This window comes from Achromobacter insolitus (genome assembly GCF_002209555.1).
Taxonomy (GTDB): Bacteria; Pseudomonadota; Gammaproteobacteria; order Burkholderiales; family Burkholderiaceae_B; genus Achromobacter; species Achromobacter insolitus.
The window spans coordinates 592,658-608,880 of the sequence record NZ_NJIF01000002.1 but is presented as its reverse complement, the minus strand read 5'-3'; the positions used below and the strand labels follow the sequence as shown (position 1 = coordinate 608,880).

The 16,223-nt window shown below is 66.8% G+C and carries 15 protein-coding genes; 13 read left to right on the top strand and 2 right to left on the bottom strand.

The annotated features are described in order from the left end of the window. Positions 1-3: 3 nt before the first annotated feature. A complete protein-coding gene (locus CEY08_RS08365) occupies positions 4-564 on the top strand; it encodes a 5'-3'-deoxyribonucleotidase (RefSeq protein ID WP_076817266.1) in 561 nt (186 codons plus the stop codon). 69 nt (positions 565-633) lie between these two features. After that, on the top strand, positions 634-1,971 hold the full coding sequence (locus tag CEY08_RS08360) for an NAD(P)H-dependent oxidoreductase (protein ID WP_076817264.1): 1,338 nt from the start codon (positions 634-636) through the stop codon (positions 1,969-1,971). A 262-nt stretch (positions 1,972-2,233) separates the two neighbouring features. Here the strand turns inward: CEY08_RS08360 and CEY08_RS08355 are convergent, their stop codons facing one another. Together CEY08_RS08355 and CEY08_RS08350 are read right to left on the bottom strand one after the other, a co-directional pair. Beyond that, positions 2,234-2,980: a FadR/GntR family transcriptional regulator gene (locus CEY08_RS08355; protein WP_042795445.1), complete on the bottom strand. Its 747-nt coding sequence runs from the start codon at positions 2,978-2,980 to the stop codon at positions 2,234-2,236. A gap of 105 nt (positions 2,981-3,085) precedes the next feature. Then, positions 3,086-3,823: an SDR family NAD(P)-dependent oxidoreductase gene (locus CEY08_RS08350; RefSeq protein WP_042795446.1), complete on the bottom strand. Its 738-nt coding sequence runs from the start codon at positions 3,821-3,823 to the stop codon at positions 3,086-3,088. Positions 3,824-4,064: 241 nt separating this feature from the next. On the opposite strand from CEY08_RS08350, the gene CEY08_RS08345 reads away from it, so the two are divergent. From CEY08_RS08345 to lpdA, 11 genes are all read left to right on the top strand, one after another. Beyond that, on the top strand, positions 4,065-4,862 hold the full coding sequence (locus CEY08_RS08345) for a shikimate dehydrogenase family protein (protein ID WP_076817262.1): 798 nt from the start codon (positions 4,065-4,067) through the stop codon (positions 4,860-4,862). Between the two features lie 70 nt (positions 4,863-4,932). Continuing rightward, a complete protein-coding gene (locus CEY08_RS08340) occupies positions 4,933-6,168 on the top strand; it encodes a branched-chain amino acid ABC transporter substrate-binding protein (RefSeq protein ID WP_042795449.1) in 1,236 nt (411 codons plus the stop codon). 165 nt (positions 6,169-6,333) lie between these two features. Further along, the gene (locus CEY08_RS08335) at positions 6,334-7,275 is read left to right on the top strand and encodes a branched-chain amino acid ABC transporter permease (RefSeq protein WP_076817259.1); all 942 of its coding nucleotides are present in this window, start codon (positions 6,334-6,336) and stop codon (positions 7,273-7,275) included. Next, positions 7,272-8,540, top strand: coding sequence for a branched-chain amino acid ABC transporter permease (locus CEY08_RS08330; protein WP_042795451.1), 1,269 nt, complete (start codon positions 7,272-7,274; stop codon positions 8,538-8,540). The genes CEY08_RS08335 and CEY08_RS08330 overlap by 4 nt, the downstream gene beginning before the upstream one ends. Next, complete coding sequence (locus CEY08_RS08325) at positions 8,537-9,289, top strand: ABC transporter ATP-binding protein (RefSeq protein WP_076817257.1); 753 nt, start codon at positions 8,537-8,539, stop codon at positions 9,287-9,289. The genes CEY08_RS08330 and CEY08_RS08325 overlap by 4 nt, the downstream gene beginning before the upstream one ends. Next, a complete protein-coding gene (locus CEY08_RS08320; RefSeq protein ID WP_076817255.1) occupies positions 9,286-10,005 on the top strand; it encodes an ABC transporter ATP-binding protein in 720 nt (239 codons plus the stop codon). The genes CEY08_RS08325 and CEY08_RS08320 overlap by 4 nt, the downstream gene beginning before the upstream one ends. Positions 10,006-10,042: 37 nt before the next feature. After that, positions 10,043-10,831: an SDR family NAD(P)-dependent oxidoreductase gene (locus CEY08_RS08315; protein WP_076817253.1), complete on the top strand. Its 789-nt coding sequence runs from the start codon at positions 10,043-10,045 to the stop codon at positions 10,829-10,831. A 35-nt stretch (positions 10,832-10,866) separates the two neighbouring features. Continuing rightward, positions 10,867-13,050 (top strand): alpha-ketoacid dehydrogenase subunit alpha/beta, encoded by a 2,184-nt coding sequence (locus CEY08_RS08310; protein ID WP_076817250.1) that lies wholly within the window; start codon positions 10,867-10,869, stop codon positions 13,048-13,050. Continuing rightward, positions 13,047-13,538 (top strand): VOC family protein, encoded by a 492-nt coding sequence (locus CEY08_RS08305; protein ID WP_076817248.1) that lies wholly within the window; start codon positions 13,047-13,049, stop codon positions 13,536-13,538. The genes CEY08_RS08310 and CEY08_RS08305 overlap by 4 nt, the downstream gene beginning before the upstream one ends. A gap of 10 nt (positions 13,539-13,548) precedes the next feature. Beyond that, on the top strand, positions 13,549-14,811 hold the full coding sequence (locus tag CEY08_RS08300) for a pyruvate dehydrogenase complex dihydrolipoamide acetyltransferase (protein ID WP_076817246.1): 1,263 nt from the start codon (positions 13,549-13,551) through the stop codon (positions 14,809-14,811). Positions 14,812-14,819: 8 nt separating this feature from the next. Then, on the top strand, positions 14,820-16,217 hold the full coding sequence (gene lpdA / locus CEY08_RS08295) for a dihydrolipoyl dehydrogenase (RefSeq protein WP_076817243.1): 1,398 nt from the start codon (positions 14,820-14,822) through the stop codon (positions 16,215-16,217). Positions 16,218-16,223 lie beyond the last annotated feature (6 nt).

Below are 16,223 nucleotides of genomic sequence, written 5' to 3'. Positions count from 1 at the left end.
GCCATGATCATCCTGCTGGACCAAGACGGCGTGCTCGCCGACTTCGAACACGCCTTCATCGACGCCTGGCAAGAGCGCCATCCGAACATACCTCCCGTAGCGTTCGAAGACCGCAAGTCCTTCTACATCCGCCAGGATTACGCTCCCGAACTGCGCGGCCTGGCCGAAGCCATCTACACGGCGCCCGGCTTCATCCGCAACCTGCCGCCGGTACCCGGCGCGCTGGAAGCCGTGAAGGAATTGCTGGCGCTCGGCATGGACGTGCGCATCTGCTCCTCGCCCCTGTCGCAATTCGAGAATTGCGTGGCGGAAAAATACCTGTGGGTGGAAAAGCACCTGGGGCGCGATGCCACCAACCGGCTGATCCTGACCAAGGACAAGACACTGGTGCACGGCCATCTGCTGATCGACGACAAGCCCGTGATCGAGGGCGCGGTGCAGCCGCGCTGGAAGCACATCCTGTTTGACGCCCCCTACAACCGCGAGGTGTCGGACCGTCCCCGCATCAACTGGGAGAACTGGCGCAACGTGCTTGCCGGAGAGCTATATACGGCAGATGAGTGAGTCCTGTTCAGCGGCCGCGATTTGGGACTATTCTGTGTTGCTGTACCCCCATCCGGAGGAGCCTGCACCATGAATCTGCACCGCCTGCTGAAGCAGCGAGAAGCCGACCACAAGCCTTTGCGTGTTGCACTGCTGGGAGCCGGAAAGTTCGGCGCAATGTTCATGAGCCAGGCCCCGCGCACGCCGGGGATGAGGCTGGTCGCGGTAGCCGATCTGGTGCCCGACCGCGCCCGCGCGGCCCTGACCCGCGTGGGTTGGCCCGCCACCGCCCTCAATGCCGCCAGCATTAGCGACGCCCTCAAGAACGGCAAGGTCTACTTCAGCGACGATCCCCATGCCGTGATCGCCAGCCCGGACGTCGACATCGTCATCGACGCCACCGGCCAGGCGGCCGCCGGCATCAGCCATGTGCTGGCCTGCTGCGAATACGGCAAGCACATCATCATGGTCAACGTCGAAGCCGACGCGCTTGCCGGCCCGCTGCTGGCGCGCCGCGCCCGCGAAGCCGGCATCGTCTATTCACTGGCGTATGGCGACCAGCCCGCCCTGATCTGCGAAATGGTGGACTGGGCGCGCGCCAGCGGCTTCGAGGTCATGGCGGCAGGCAAGGGCACCAAGTACCTGCCGGAATTCCATACATCCACGCCGGACACCGTCTGGCCCTATTACGGGTTCACCGCCGAAATGGTCGCGGCCGGCGACTTCAATGCCCAGATGTTCAACAGCTTCCTGGATGGCACCAAGAGCGCCATCGAGATGGCCGCGGTCTCCAACGCGACCGGACTGCTGCCCTCGCCGTCCGGCCTGCACTTCCCGCCCTGCGGGGTGGACGACCTGGCGCGCGTGCTGCGGCCGCGCGATAGCGGCGGCATCCTGCACCACCGCGGCCAGGTCGAAGTTATTTCGTCGCTGGAGCGCGACGGCCGCCCGGTCTTCCGCGACCTGCGCTGGGGCGTATACGTCACCCTGGCCGCGGACAGCGACTATGTGCGCCGCTGCTTCAAGGAGTATGGCCTGGTCACGGATCCCAGCGGCAACTTCACCGCGATGTACAAGCCCTATCACCTGATCGGCCTGGAGCTCGGTATCAGCGTGGCCAGCGTAGGCTTGCGGCGCGAGCCCACCGGCGCGCCCGCCGGCTGGCATGGCGATGTCGTCGCCACCGCCAAGCGCGACCTGCCGGCCGGCCAGATCCTGGACGGCGAAGGCGGCTACACGGTGTACGGCCGGCTGATGCCGGCGCGCGACTCGGTGGACGAAGGCTACCTGCCCCTGGGGCTGTCGCACCAGGTCAAGCTGAAGAATCCGGTGCGGCAGTCCCAGGCGATCCGCTGGAGCGACGTCGAATACGACGACCGCGCGCCGGCCGTGCAATTCCGTCGCGAAATGGAGCAGACCTTCGCCTAGGTCATTATCAGGCGGGGGTTCTTGAGCCGCCGGTGTCCGGACTGCGGGATTCCGATGCTCGCCCCGTTGGGGCTGCGCTTCGGATCCCTCCGCCCGGCCCCCGCCTCATCGCATCTGCCCATGAGCGAAGAAAAAATGCCCCCACGCCGCGCCTGCGGCTTGCTGCCCCCCAAGGGGGCGTTCTTTGCCTTGGGGCAGCCTCGGCAGCTACAGAACCCTGACACCGGCAGCTACCGAACCCTGACGTCCGCGGCAAGAACCCCTAAACAGGCGCGGGACGCTCCGCCTGGAAGAGACGCAGACGGTCGGCGGCATTGCGCAGGTGCTGGTCGGCAGCGCGGCCGGCGGCATCCGGGTCGCCGGCATCGATGGCCGCGAAGATCGCCTGATGCTCGCTCTGTACAGCGGCCATGCGTTCGGTATACATGCGCGCCGTGTTGTTGCGCGCGCTGCGGATAACCCGGCGAACGTTGGCTTCCAGGTAGTCGTTCAAGGCCACCAGATGCGGATTGTGGGTGGCCTGCACGATGGCATGATGGAACTGGTAGTCCTCTTCGTCGCCCAGCTTGTCATTGAGCAGCGCGTACTCCATTCCGACCAGCGCCTGGCGCATCTTCTTCAGGTCCGCGTCGGTGCGGCGCTGCGCGGCGTAGCGCGCGGCGGTGACCTCAATGGAGAGCATCAATTCCAGGATGTGTTCCAGATCCTGGTTGTCGCCCGGGGTAGGCGCGGCGATCCGGAATGCGTTCTTCTGGAAGTTCGGGTCGACGAAGACCCCGCTGCCCTGCTGCGACGTGATCAGGCCTTCGGACTTCAGGCGCGCCAGCGCTTCGCGCACGACGGCGCGGCTGACCGAATAGGTTTCGGTCAATTGCTTTTCCGTGGGCAGGCGATCGCCGGGCGCGAGCACACCCTGGCGTATCTGCTCCGCCAGCGCGTCACCCAGCGCCGCTGAAAGCGAACTCTTGGGCGCGGCGCGCGACGGATCCTGTTCTTGGTTGGGCTGCATGTCGAATGGTGGAAAACGTGCAGGCGGCGCATGGGCGCCGCCCCGTGTTTATGGGAATGCCTGGGCGGCCGGCCGCGGCGTCGATAGCCGAGCCATCCTTGGACTTTACGCGATATAGATGCCGCCGTTGACCTGCATGACCTCGCCGGTCACGAAACCGGCCAGCGGCGAGCACAGGAAAGCGATCGAACCCGCGATTTCCTCCGCGGTGCCGTAGCGGCGTAGCGGCGTGCTTTCGAGCAGCTGCGCGCCCTTTTGCCCGATCAGGTCCTGCGTCATGGAGGTCGCGATGATGCCCGGCGCCACCGCGTTGACGCGGATCTGCGGGGCGAGTTCCAGCGCGAGGCTGCGCGTGAAGCTCTGCACGGCGCCCTTGGACGCGGAATAGGCCGCATGCGCATAGCTGCCGCGCTGGGCCGCCAATGAGGTCAACAGCACGATGGAGCCGTCGTGGCGCAAGTGGCGCTGCGCCGCGCGGCACACGTAGAAGGTGCCGTCCAGGTTCACGCGCATCAGCGTGCGCCAGGCCTCATCGCTGGTGTCCTTGACCATCTGCTCTGGGTAGATGCCGGCGCAATGCACCAGATGGTCCAGTCCGCCGAAGTGCTTTGCCGCCGCCTCGAAGACGCGCTCGCATTCCGCGGACGCCGACACGTCCAGCGCGCGCGTGTAAACACGCTGCCCGCTGGGATCCAGTTCGGCCGCCACGTCTTCCAGGCGCGCATTGTCGATGTCGGTCAGCACCAGCCGGGCGCCGTGCGCCGCCATCAGCCGCGCCGTCGCCAGGCCGATGCCATTGCCCGCGCCAGTGATGGCCGCAACTTTTCCTTCGAACGAAATCATTCTGTCTCCTGAAGCACTCTCGTACGCGGGCTCGCGCGCCTTTCCGGCGGCCGCGGAAATTCCGATTGGACTCCTGAACCGGCCGCTTGACACGAGAAAAACGCTTGCCCTATGATTTATCTGACAACTTAATAAAGTTGCCTGACAACTTATTTTGAAAGCGTAAAGCAACTGGCGCTTTCAGGCAAGAGAGTCAGGAACGACACGGCGGCAAGCCGCTACCCAGGCAGGGGACAAACAGGTGGAAATCACCGGCAGCACTACCGTTTTCGCGATCGCGGCGGACCCGATCGCGCACGTCAAGACGCCCCAGCGGCTCAATGCGCTGCTGCGCGAGCGCGGCGTGGATGCGGTCATGGTCCCGTTCCATGTGGCGCCCGCCGCCCTGCCTGGTCTGTTCTCGGGCATGCGCGGACTGGCCAATCTGGGCGGCATCGTGGTGACGGTTCCGCACAAGGAAAATGCCGCCGCCCTGTGCGACGCCCTCACGCCATCCGCCCAACTGAGCGGGGCGGTCAACGCGGTGCGCCTGCGCGACGGCGTGCTCACGGGCGGCAATTTCGACGGACTGGGCTTGGTGGCCGGACTGCGCAGCCAGGGGCACGACCCGGCCGGCCGCCATGTCTATCTGGCCGGCCTGGGCGGCGCGGGCAAGGCCATTGCCTGTGCCATCGCCGATACCGGTCCCGCCAGCCTGCGCCTGTACAACCGCAGCGCCGACAAGGCGCACACCTTCGCCGCCCATCTCGCGCGCCAGTATCCGGCCTTGGCCATCAGCGTGGCCAGCGCCACCCCCGACGCCTGCGACATCGCCATCAATGCGACCTCGCTGGGCCTGAACGACACCGATCCCCTGCCCTTCCAGCTGGACGCGCTTGCCGCCGGCACCGTCGTCGCCGACGCCGTCATGAGCCGTGTCGACACGCCATTGCTGCGCGCCGCCGACGCGCGCGGCTGCCGCACGCACCCGGGCTTGTACATGCTGGAAGGACAGATCTCCGAAATTGCCCGGTTCCTGGGCATAGAAGTGCCGCGCTAGGGCCTGTTCCGCCCGCGCGCTTGCTTGATTCACCAATTCACCACACTCCCGTCCCACGGAGGAGACACGCATGAAATTGGCTTTCACCACCGGCCTGCTGTGCCTGGCCGGCATCGCCGCATCGGCTCAGGCCGCGCCCGTCAAGATCGGGCTGATCGAAACGCTGTCCGGCCCCCAGGCTTCCACCGGCCTGATGTTCCGCGCCGCGGTCAAGTATGAGCTGGACCGCATCAACGCCGCCGGCGGCTGGAACGGCCAGCCGCTGGAACTGGTCGAGTTCGACAACCAGGGCGGTCCGGTCGGCGCGTCCGACCGCTTCCGCGCAGCCGCCGCCGAAGGCGTGCAGATCCTGGTGCAAGGATCGTCGTCGGCCATTTCCGGCCAGTTGACCGAAGACGTGCGCAAGCACAACCTGCGCAACCCCGGCAAGGAAGTCGTGTTCCTGAACGTCGGCGGCGAGGCGCTGGAACTGACCGGCCAGAAGTGCCACTTCTACCACTTCCGCTTCACCACCAACGCCGACCTGCGCGTGAAGGCGCTGGCCTCGGTCATGTCGTCCGACGGCACGCTGGGCAAGCGCGTGTACGCCATCAACCAGAACTACTCCTGGGGCCAGGACATGGAAGGCGCGACCGAGCGCTTTGCCAAGCAGTATGGCTATGAAGTAGTCGGCAAGACGCTGCACGAGGTCAACAAGATCCAGGACTTCGCGCCCTACGTCGCGCGCATCCGCTCGGCAACGCCCGACACGGTCATCACCGGCAACTGGTCCAATGACTTGCTGCTGCTGATGAAGGCCACCCAGGCCGCTGGCCTGAAGGTCCGCTTCGCCACCGTATTCCTGGACCAGGTGGGCAACCTGGCCAATGCCGGCGACGTCGCGCTGGGCCATTACATCGCTCATCCTTACAACATCGAGGCCGCGGGCGAAGAAGGCGCCAAGTTCGCCGAGGACTACAAGGCCAAGACCGGCCACTACCCCAGCTACACCGAACCGCAGACCGTCATTGGCATCCACTTCCTGGGCGAAGCGCTCAAGCAGGTCAAGCCGCAGGACGGCAAGCTGTCCGTGCCGCAACTGGCGCTGGCGCTGGAGAAGGTGACCTACACCTCGCCGCTGGGCACCTACACGATGCGCGCGGAAGACCATCAGGTGCAGCTGCCGATGGTGGTGTCCAAGGTTGGCAAGAATGCCAAGTACAAGGCCGACGGCACCGACATGGGCTTTGAGCCGGTAAAGGTGCTGGCAGCGGCCGACGTATCGGCGCCGCCGCAGGCGACCTGCAAGATGCAGCGGCCGAACTGATGGGCCGCGCGGCCGGATCGTCAGCTTGCGCGTGACGGTCCGGCCGCGCGCAACCCGTCATCGCCCCTGGAAACCCCAATAAGCGCACCCCCGGCGCGGGCCGGAAAAACCCGGTGCGCAATCGCTCGCAAGACATCCGTCGTCTTAGCGAATACTGGAGCGGACATGGAATACTTTACCGTCTCGCTGTTGAACGGCGTGATTTACGGCCTGCTGCTATTCATGGTGTCGGCAGGCCTGACACTGATTTTCGGAATGATGGGCGTGCTCAACTTCGCGCACGCATCGTTCTACATGATAGGCGCGTATGCCGCCTATACCTTGACGCCGGTCACCGGCTTCTGGACCGCGCTGGTCCTTGCCACCATCATCGCCGGCCTGCTCGGCATGGGCGTCGAGCGCTTTTTCCTGCGCCGCGTCCACAAGTTCGGCCATGCGCAGGAACTGCTGGTGACCTTCGGCCTGGCCTTCATCGTCGCAGAGCTGATCAAGCTGTTCTATGGCGACTTCCCGGTGGACTACCGCGTGCCGCAGTTCCTCAATTTCGCCGCCTTCCGTGTATTCGACGCGGACTATCCCTTCTATCGCCTGCTGATGGGCGGCGTGTCGCTGGCGATGTTCGCGGTCATCTACCTGCTGCTGTCGCGCACCCGCGTGGGCATCGTCGTGCGTTCGGCCATCTACCGTCCGCGCATGGCCGAAGCGCTGGGCCATAACGTGCCGCTGGTTTTCATGAGCGTGTTCGGCGTGGGCGCGGCCATGGCCGGGCTGGCGGGCGCGGTGGCGGGCGCCTTCTACACCACCAATCCCAACATGGCGCTCGAGCTGGGCGTGCTGGTCTTCGTGGTGGTGGTCGTCGGCGGGCTGGGCTCGCTTGAAGGCGCCATGATCGCTTCGCTGCTGATCGGGTTGATCAGTTCCTTCTCGGTGGGCATCGATGCCAGCCTGGCCTCCCTGTTCGGCCTGTTTGGCGCGGGCGACTGGGCCGAGAGCGTTGGCGGCCTGATGACCGTGAAAATTTCCAGCCTGGCGGCCACCCTGCCGTTCCTGCTGATGCTGGTGGTGCTATTGGTCAAGCCCTCCGGCCTGAAGGGAGAACAGGCATGAGCCAACCCCGCCGTACTTCCGCCATTCTCCTTCTCATCCTGTGCGTGGCCGCGCTTTGCGCGCTGCCCTGGCTGCTGCCTCCGGGCCAACTGGTGGCAGCGGTGCAGATGCTGATCGCCGCGCTGTTCGCCTGCGCATTCAATCTGCTGGCCGGCCAGGGCGGCATGCTGTCCTTCGGCCATGCCGCCTACTTTGGCGTAGGCACCTTCGCCACCATCCATGCCATGAATGCGCTGGGTGGCGCGGGCCTCTTGCCCACGCCGCTGATGCCGCTGGCCGGCGGCGTGGCCGGACTGTTGTTCGGCCTGGTCGCGGGCTGGTTCGCCACCATGCGTTCGGGCGTGTACTTCGCCATGATCACGCTGGCATTGGCCGAACTGCTGCATGCGCTGGCGCCGCACCTCAAGGGGGTGTTCGGCGGCGAGGCGGGCGTGTCCGCCATGCGCATGCCAGCCTGGGGCTTCACTTTCGGTTCCGACATCGAGGTCTACTTCCTGGTGCTGGCATGGGTGCTGGTCTCGTTGGCCGCGCTCTACGGCCTGACCCGCACGCCCCTGGGGCGATTGACCCTGGGCCTGCGCGAGAACGCCAACCGCCTGCGTTACCTGGGCTACCGCCCGCACACGCTGAAGACCCTGGTGTTTGCGCTGTCAGCCATGTTCGCGGGCATTGCCGGAGGCTTGCAGGCCTTGAATATCGAAGCGGGCAACTATGTGTTGTTCGACGTGAAGCTGTCCACAGATGCCGTGCTGTTCGCCTACATCGGCGGCGTCAACGCCTTCCTCGGCCCGGTGCTCGGCGCATCCATCCTGACCTTTCTGTCGCAGACGCTGGCCGACATCACCCGCTCGTGGCTGCTGTACCAGGGCATCCTGTTCGTGCTGGTGATGCTGTTCGTGCCGGATGGCCTGGTGGGCCTGGTCCAGGGCGCTGCGCGGTCGCTGCGCGAGCGCGGCCTGGCCAACTGGCTACCCCGCGCCACGGTGTCGGTTGCTGGCGGCCTGTTGCTGACCTGCGCCACGGTCTTCACGGTGGAAATGCTGCAACGCATGTTCGCCCGCGACTACCGTTCGCTGCTGGCGATGAATCCCGAAGCCGGCTGGCCCGACATTCCGCTGTTCGGCCACGACTGGGCGCCGCTGGCGCCGTCGACCTGGCTGATTCCGCTGGCGCTGTTCGCCGCGGGCCTCGTTGCCTGCCGCTGGGCGCTGGCCCTGTGGCGCGACGACGCCCAAGCCGCTCCCACGCTGGAGGCCGCACAATGAGCCACGAAATCCTGACCCTGACCGACGTGCGCAAGTCCTTTGGCGACGCGCAGATCATTCGCGGCGTGAACCTGAACATCCAGGCCGGCGAACGCCACGCCGTCATCGGCCCGAACGGCGCGGGCAAGTCCACCTTGTTCCACCTGATGTCGGGCTCGTTCGCGCCGACCTCGGGCGACATCAGCCTGCGGTCGCGCTCCATCGGCGGCCTGCCGCCGGAACGCATCAACCGCCTCGGCCTGGCACGTTCGTTCCAGATCACCAATGTGTTCCCGCGACTGTCGGTACGCGAGAACCTGCGCCTGGCGGTGCTGCGCATGCACGGCCTCGTCTACAACTTCTGGCGTCCGATCGCGCGTAACCGCGCCGTCAACGAAGACGTGGACCGCCTGCTGGAAAAAGTACGCCTGGCCGACAAGCAGCACACGGCCGCCGGCGACCTGAACTATTCGGAACAGCGCTCGCTGGAAATCGGCATGACGCTGGCCTCGCGTCCCAAAGTCGTCCTGCTGGACGAGCCCATGGCGGGCATGTCCCAGCATGAGGTGGACTACACGGTGGAGCTGATCAAGGACGTGACGCGCGACTGCACGCTGCTGATCGTGGAACACGATATGCAGGTGGTGTTCTCGCTGGCCGACCGTATCAGCGTGCTGGTCTACGGTGAAATCCTCGCCACCGGCACGCCGGCCGAAATCCGCGGCGATGCCCGCGTGCGCGAAGCCTACCTGGGAGAGGAAACGGTATGACGACGCAATCCCCATTGCTGAGCCTGCAAGGCGTGCATGCCCACTACGGCAAAAGCCACATCCTGCACGGCATCGACCTGACCGTCGGCCGCGGCGAAGTCGTGAGCCTGCTTGGCCGCAACGGCGCCGGTCGCTCCACCACCATGAAGAGCATCATGGGCCTGGTGGATGTCACTGGCGGCAGCATCGCCATCGAAGGCCGCGACATCACCAACAAACGCCCCTTCGAAATCTCCCGCGCCGGACTGGGCTTCGTCCCCGAAGAGCGCGAAGTATTCGCCAACCTGACGGTGGACGAGAACCTGCGCATGGGCGAACAACCCAGGCGCGACGACGCGCCCTACTGGTCGACCGAACAGATGTTCGACTACTTCCCGCGCCTGAAAGAGCGCCGTGGCACCAAGGCAGGCAACCTGTCGGGCGGCGAACAGCAGATGCTGACCATGTGCCGCTCGTTGCTGGGCAACCCCAAGGTCATGCTGATCGACGAACCCACCGAAGGCCTGGCGCCGAAGATTGTGGAAGTGATCGCCGACGTGATCCGGGACATCCACAAGCGCGGCGTTTCCGTGGTGCTGGTGGAGCAGAAGCTGACCATCGCACTGAAGGTCTCCACGCGCGTCAGCGTGATGGGCCATGGCCGCATTGTTTTCGAAGGACCGCCCGCGCAACTGCATGAACGCCAGGACGTGGTCCAGGAATGGCTGGCGGTGTGACCGCCGGCGCGCATACATAGTCAAAAAGGCAAACATCGTGGATCACACCCCGGAAGTCACCCATCCAGACCTGCGCGGCCAGACTGTCGTCATCACCGGCGGCGCCAAAGGCATAGGCCTGGCCACGGCGCAGGCGTTCACGCGGCAAGGCGCGCGCGTCGCGCTGCTGGACATGGACGCGGCCGCCCTGGACGACGCCGTCGCCGGCCTAGTCGCGCTGGGCGGCGAGGCCCTGGCCGTGCAGGCATCGGTCACCGACGCCGACGCCGTCGAACGCGCCTTTGCCCAGGTCGAACAAGCCTGGGGCCGTATCGACGTACTGGTCAACAACGCGGGCGTATCGGCCAACAAACCCACGCTGGACGTCACCGTGGACGAATGGCGCCGCGCCGTGGACATCAACTTGACCGGCGTGTTCCTGTGCGCCCAGGCCGCCGGCCGCCGCATGGTGCCCGCCGGCGCCGGCGCCATCATCAACCTGGCCTCGATGTATGGCGTCGTGGCCGCGCCCGACCGCGCCGCCTATTGCGCCACCAAGGGCGCGGTGGTGCTGCTGACCGAGACCCTGGCCGTGGAATGGGGCCCGGCGGGCGTGCGCGTGAACGCGCTGGCCCCGGGCTACGTAGAAACGGACCTGGTTCGCGACCTGGCCGCTCGCGGCCGTCTCGACCCCGAACGCCTCAAGCAGCGCACGCCGCTGCGCCGCCTGGCCCAACCGGCCGAAATGGCCGACCTGGCGGTCTTCCTGGCCTCGCGCCAGGCCTCGTACATCAACGGACACACCCTGGTGGCCGATGGCGGTTGGAGCCGCTACAGCTACCTCTAACCGCAAAACGCATACCTATCTCTGGAGATTCACTCATGGCCACCCACCAACCGCTTGAGCCCCAGGCGCCCTGGCGGCAACTGACGGTAGATGCCAAGGACTGGCAGCAGGCGGATCCCGCCCTGCTCGGCACCATGCTGACCCAATTGCACTGGATCCGCGCCTTTGAAGAGGCCGTGCTGGAGCTCGCCGCCGAAGGCCTGGTCCACGGCCCCGCGCATTCGTCCGTGGGCCAGGAAGGCGGCGCGGTCGGCTCCGTGCTGGCGCTGGGCGCGGGCGACCAGATCAACGGATCGCACCGCGGCCACCATCAGTTCCTGGCGAAGGCCCTGCAACATGTCGCGCCGCTGGGCCTGGACCCGCGCAATCCGCTCACGCCCGCCATCGACGAGGTCCTGCAAAAGACCCTGGCCGAAATCATGGGCCTGGCCCAAGGCTATTGCCGCGGCCGCGGCGGCAGCATGCATTTGCGCTGGCTGGAAGCCGGCGCGCTGGGCACCAACGCCATCGTGGGCGGCGGCGTTCCGCTGGCCGCAGGCGCGGGCTGGGCGCACAAGCACGCCGGCACCGACCGCGTCGCCGTGACCTACTTCGGCGACGGCGCGGTGAACATCGGTTCAGTGCTGGAAACCATGAACCTGACTGCGGCGTGGAAGACGCCGCTGTGCTTCTTCATCGAGAACAACCGCTACGCCGTGTCCACCACCGTGGAAGAGTCCACCGCCGAGCCCCGACTGTCGGCGCGCGGCCTGGCCTTCAACATTCCGTCCTGGAAGGTTGACGGCATGGATCCGCTGGCGGTCCACATCGCCATGTCCGAAGCCGTGGCGCACATGCGCGCCGGCAATGGCCCCACCATCGTCGAAGTCGACGTGTACCGCTTCTTCCACCAGAACGGCCCCTTCCCTGGCAGCGCCTTCGGCTACCGCAGCAAGGACGAGGAAGCGCAATGGCGCGGCCGCGATCCGCTGGACAAGATCGCTACGGAGATGATCGGCCGCAAGCTGGTCACGCAGGCCGAAGTGGACGCCTTGCGCCAGCGCTGCAAGGACGTCATGAAGGACGTGGCCGGCCGCCTGACCGAAGCCGCCGAAGGCGGCAAGCGCCGCGTGCGCGCCGACCTCTGGCCCAGCCCGGACTTCCGCGACGTGGGCTTGCGCAGCGATGGCTCGGAACTGACCGGCCTGCGCTACCAGGAAGCCGCCGACTATGCCGGCCAGTCCGCCGACCGCAAGTTCGTGGATGCGGTGGCAGACGTGCTGGACCGCCGCATGGAGACCGACGCGGGCGTGGTGGTGCTGGGCGAGGATGTGCACCGCCTGAAGGGCGGCACCAACGGCGCTACGCGCGGCCTGAAGGATAAGTACCCTGACCGCGTGCTGGGCACCCCCATTTCCGAAAACGCCTTTGCCGGGCTGGGCGGCGGCCTGGCCATGGACGGCCGTTATCGGCCGGTCGTGGAATTCATGTATCCCGACTTCATGTGGGTTGCGGCGGACCAGATCTTCAACCAGATCGGCAAAGCCCGCCACATGTTCGGCGGCGACATCGACGTGCCCTTCGTGCTGCGCACCAAGGTCGCGATGGGCACGGGCTATGGTTCGCAGCATTCGATGGATCCGGCGGGCATCTTCGCAACGGCTCCTGGCTGGCGCGTCGTCGCGCCGTCCACGCCCTATGAATACGTGGGCCTGATGAACACCGCGCTGGCCTCCAGGGACCCGGTGCTGGTGATCGAGCACGTGGACCTGTATGCGTCCTCGGGCGAGGTGCCCGCTGACGACCTGGACTACGCGATCCCGTTCGGCAAGGCTCGCGTGCGCCGCGCGGGCGGCAAGGTCACCATCCTGACCTACCTGTCCATGGTCAGCCGCGCGCTCAAGGCCGCCGAGGCCGCGGGTGTGGACGCCGAGGTCATCGACCTGCGCACGCTGGACCGCGCCAGCCTGGACTGGGACACCATCGGCGCCAGCATCATGAAGACCAACAACGTGCTGATCGTGGAACAGGGCGCGCGCGGCACGTCCTATGGCGCCATGCTGGCCGACGAAATCCAGCGCCGCTACTTCGACTGGCTGGATCAGCCCGTCAAGCGCGTGACGGGCGGCGAGGCCTCGCCCAGCATTTCCAAGGTCCTGGAGCGCGCCGCGTTCGCGGACACCGAGGAAGTCATGGCCGGCCTGGCCGACGTGCTGGCCGACTTGGGAGAGCAGGCATGAGCGTCCCGCTGCACATGACCGTGCCGATGGAGGTCGGCATCTGCTGCGCCGACCTGGACAAACTGCTGGCCTTCTATACCGGCGTGCTGGGCCTGAAGCTCATCAACCGCGTGACCGTCCCGGCCGACAAGGCCCAGGCCACCGGCCTGACGCGCCACGGCTACGACGTGGCCCGGCTGCAGACCAGCTACGGCGAGCGCATCAAACTGCTACAGCCCGCCGCCGCGCCCGAGGCCGCCGCGCGCGGCGCGGCCATCCTGGACCGCCAGGGCGCCACCTACCTGACCTTCATCGTGCGCGACCTGCCCGCCGTGGTGCGCGGCCTGGAAGCGCAAGGCGTGGTTTTCGACAGCGCGCCGGCGCCGATGGAAGTGCGGCCCGGCACCTGGCTGGCGTTCTTCCGCGACCCCGAAGGCAATGTGCTGGAACTGGTCGGGTACGACGATCCCGCCAGCTACCGGCCCGACCTGTACAGCGCCGCAGAATAGGACGAACATCGTGGCACACCTTATCAAGCTCCCCTCCGTTGCCGCCGACACCTCGGGCGGCACGCTGCACCAGTGGCTCAAGAAAGAAGGCGATACAGTCGCCGTGGGCGACGCGCTGGCTGAAATCGAAACCGAGAAGGCCATCGTCGAAATCAACGCCGAGCAAGCCGGCGTGCTGGGCCGGATCGTGATTCAGGCCGGCGCGGCGTCCGTGCCGGTGAACACGGTGATCGGCGTACTGCTGGCCCAAGGCGAAGATGCATCCGCCATTGACCGCGCCCTGGCGGAAGCCGGCGCTGCGGCGCAGCCTGCGGCGGCGCCCGCGCCTGAACCGGCGCCCGCCGCTGTCACGGCCCCAGCGCCGACGGCTCCCGCCACTCCGTCACAAATCTCGAATCCGCCAAGCGCCGCTCCGGTGCCCGGCGGACGCCTGTTCGCCAGTCCGCTGGCGCGCCGCCTGGCCGCGCAATGGCATGTCGACCTGCTGGGCGTGACCGGCACCGGCCCGCATGGACGCATCGTGCGCCGCGACGTGGAGGCCGCCCGTGACCGCGCTCCGGCCTCTGCCGCGGCTCCGCTGGCTGGCCGTGCGGCGTCGCGCCGCGTGCCGCACACCGGCATGCGCCGCGCCATCGCGCGCCGCCTCACCGAAAGCAAGCAAAACGTGCCGCACTTCTACCTGACCGTGGATTGCAGGATGGATGCGCTGTTGGCGCTGCGCGCCCAAGCGAACCAGGGCGGAACGGTGAAGCTCTCGGTCAATGACTTCATCGTGCGCGCGGCCGCGCTGGCCCTGCGCGAAGTGCCGGAAGTGAATGCCAGCTGGCAAGAGGACGCCGTCGAATACCACGCTGGCGCCGACATCTCCGTGGCGGTGGCGACCGACGGCGGCCTGGTCACGCCCATCGTGCGCGACGCGGACGTCAAGCCGCTGTCCGCAATCGCCGGCGAAATCGTCGAGCTGGCCGGCCGTGCCAAGATAAATCGCCTGAAGCCTGAGGAATTCACGGGCGGTTCGCTGACCGTGAGCAACCTGGGCATGTACGGCATCAGCCAATTCGCGGCCATCATCAATCCGCCGCAGGCGGCCATCCTGGCAGTGGGCGCGGCTGAAAAGCGTCCGGTCGTGGACAGCGAAGGCCAACTCGTCGCTGCTACCGTCATGACAGTGACCTTGTCGGCCGATCACCGCGTCGTGGACGGCGCGGTGGGTGCGCGCTGGCTGGCCGCCTTCCGCGCGCTGATCGAAAACCCCGTGCGCATCCTGCTGTGAGACCAGCCATGACCAAGACTACGTTTGATCTTGCCGTGGTGGGCGGCGGCCCCGGCGGCTACGTCGCCGCCATACGCGCGGCGCAGCTCGGCATGTCGGTCGCGCTGGTGGAACGCGCCGAGCTGGGCGGCATCTGCCTGAACTGGGGCTGCATACCCACCAAGGCGCTGCTGCACAGCGCCACCGTACTGCGCGCGTGCCGTGAAGCCGCGCACTATGGCGTATCGGGCGCAGGCGATGCGCGCCCGGACCTGGCCGCCATGGTGGCGCGGTCGCGCAAGGTAGCGGGCCGCCTGGGCCAGGGCGTGGCGCACCTGATGAAGAAAAACGGTGTGACCGTGTTTGCCTCCAGCGGCAAGCTGGCCGGCGCCGGCCGTCTGACGCTGGACAATGGCACTGCGCTGTCGGCCAAGCACATCGTGCTGGCCACCGGTGCGCGTGCGCGCGAACTGCCCGCGTTGCCCGTGGGCGAACGCATCTGGGCGTACCGCCAGGCGTTGGTCCCCACCGAGATCCCGAGGTCCTTGCTGGTGGTTGGCGCAGGCGCCATCGGCGCGGAGTTCGCCAGCTTCTATCGCGCCGTGGGCGCCGAGGTCACGCTGATTGACATGACCGCGGAGATCCTGCCGCAGGAAGATGCGGAGATCTCGGCGCTGGCGCGAAAATCCTTTGAGAAGCAGGGAATCCGCGTCATGACGCAATGCGCGGTGACTTCGTCCTCGCTCACGGCAAGCGGCGTCAAGGTGGTGCTGGATCAGCAGGGCAAGCGCAGCGAGCTTGAAATCGACCGCGTCATCGTCGCTGCCGGCATCGTTGGCAACGTCGAGAACCTGGGCCTGGAGCAGACTCGGGTCAAGGTGGAAAAGACGCATATCGTCACCGACGGCCACTGCCGCACGGGCGAACCCGGCGTCTACGCCATCGGCGACGTGGCCGGCGCTCCGTGGCTTGCCCACAAGGCCAGCCACGAAGCCGTGCTGTGCGTGGAAGCCATCGCCGGCAAGCCCGTGCACCCCATCGATCCGCTGCGCATTCCCGCCTGCACGTATTCGTATCCGCAGGTCGCCAGCATCGGCATGAGCGAGGCTCGCGCCCGCGAACATGCCGCGAAGACCGGCGGCGACGTCCGCGTGGGCAAGTTCACCTTCGCCGGCAACGGCAAGGCGATCGCCATGGGCGAAGACCAGGGGCTGGTCAAGACGGTATTCGACGCCAAGAGCGGTGAGTTGCTGGGCGCGCACATCATCCACCCTGAAGCGTCCGAGCTGATCACGGGTTATGGCGTGGCGGCGTCGCTGGAAGCCACCGAGGAAGACCTGATGCACACCGTTTTCGCCCATCCGACGTTGTCGGAAACGCTGCACGAGTCGGTGCTATCGGCCTTCGGCCGAGCCCTGCACGCCTAGGCGCAA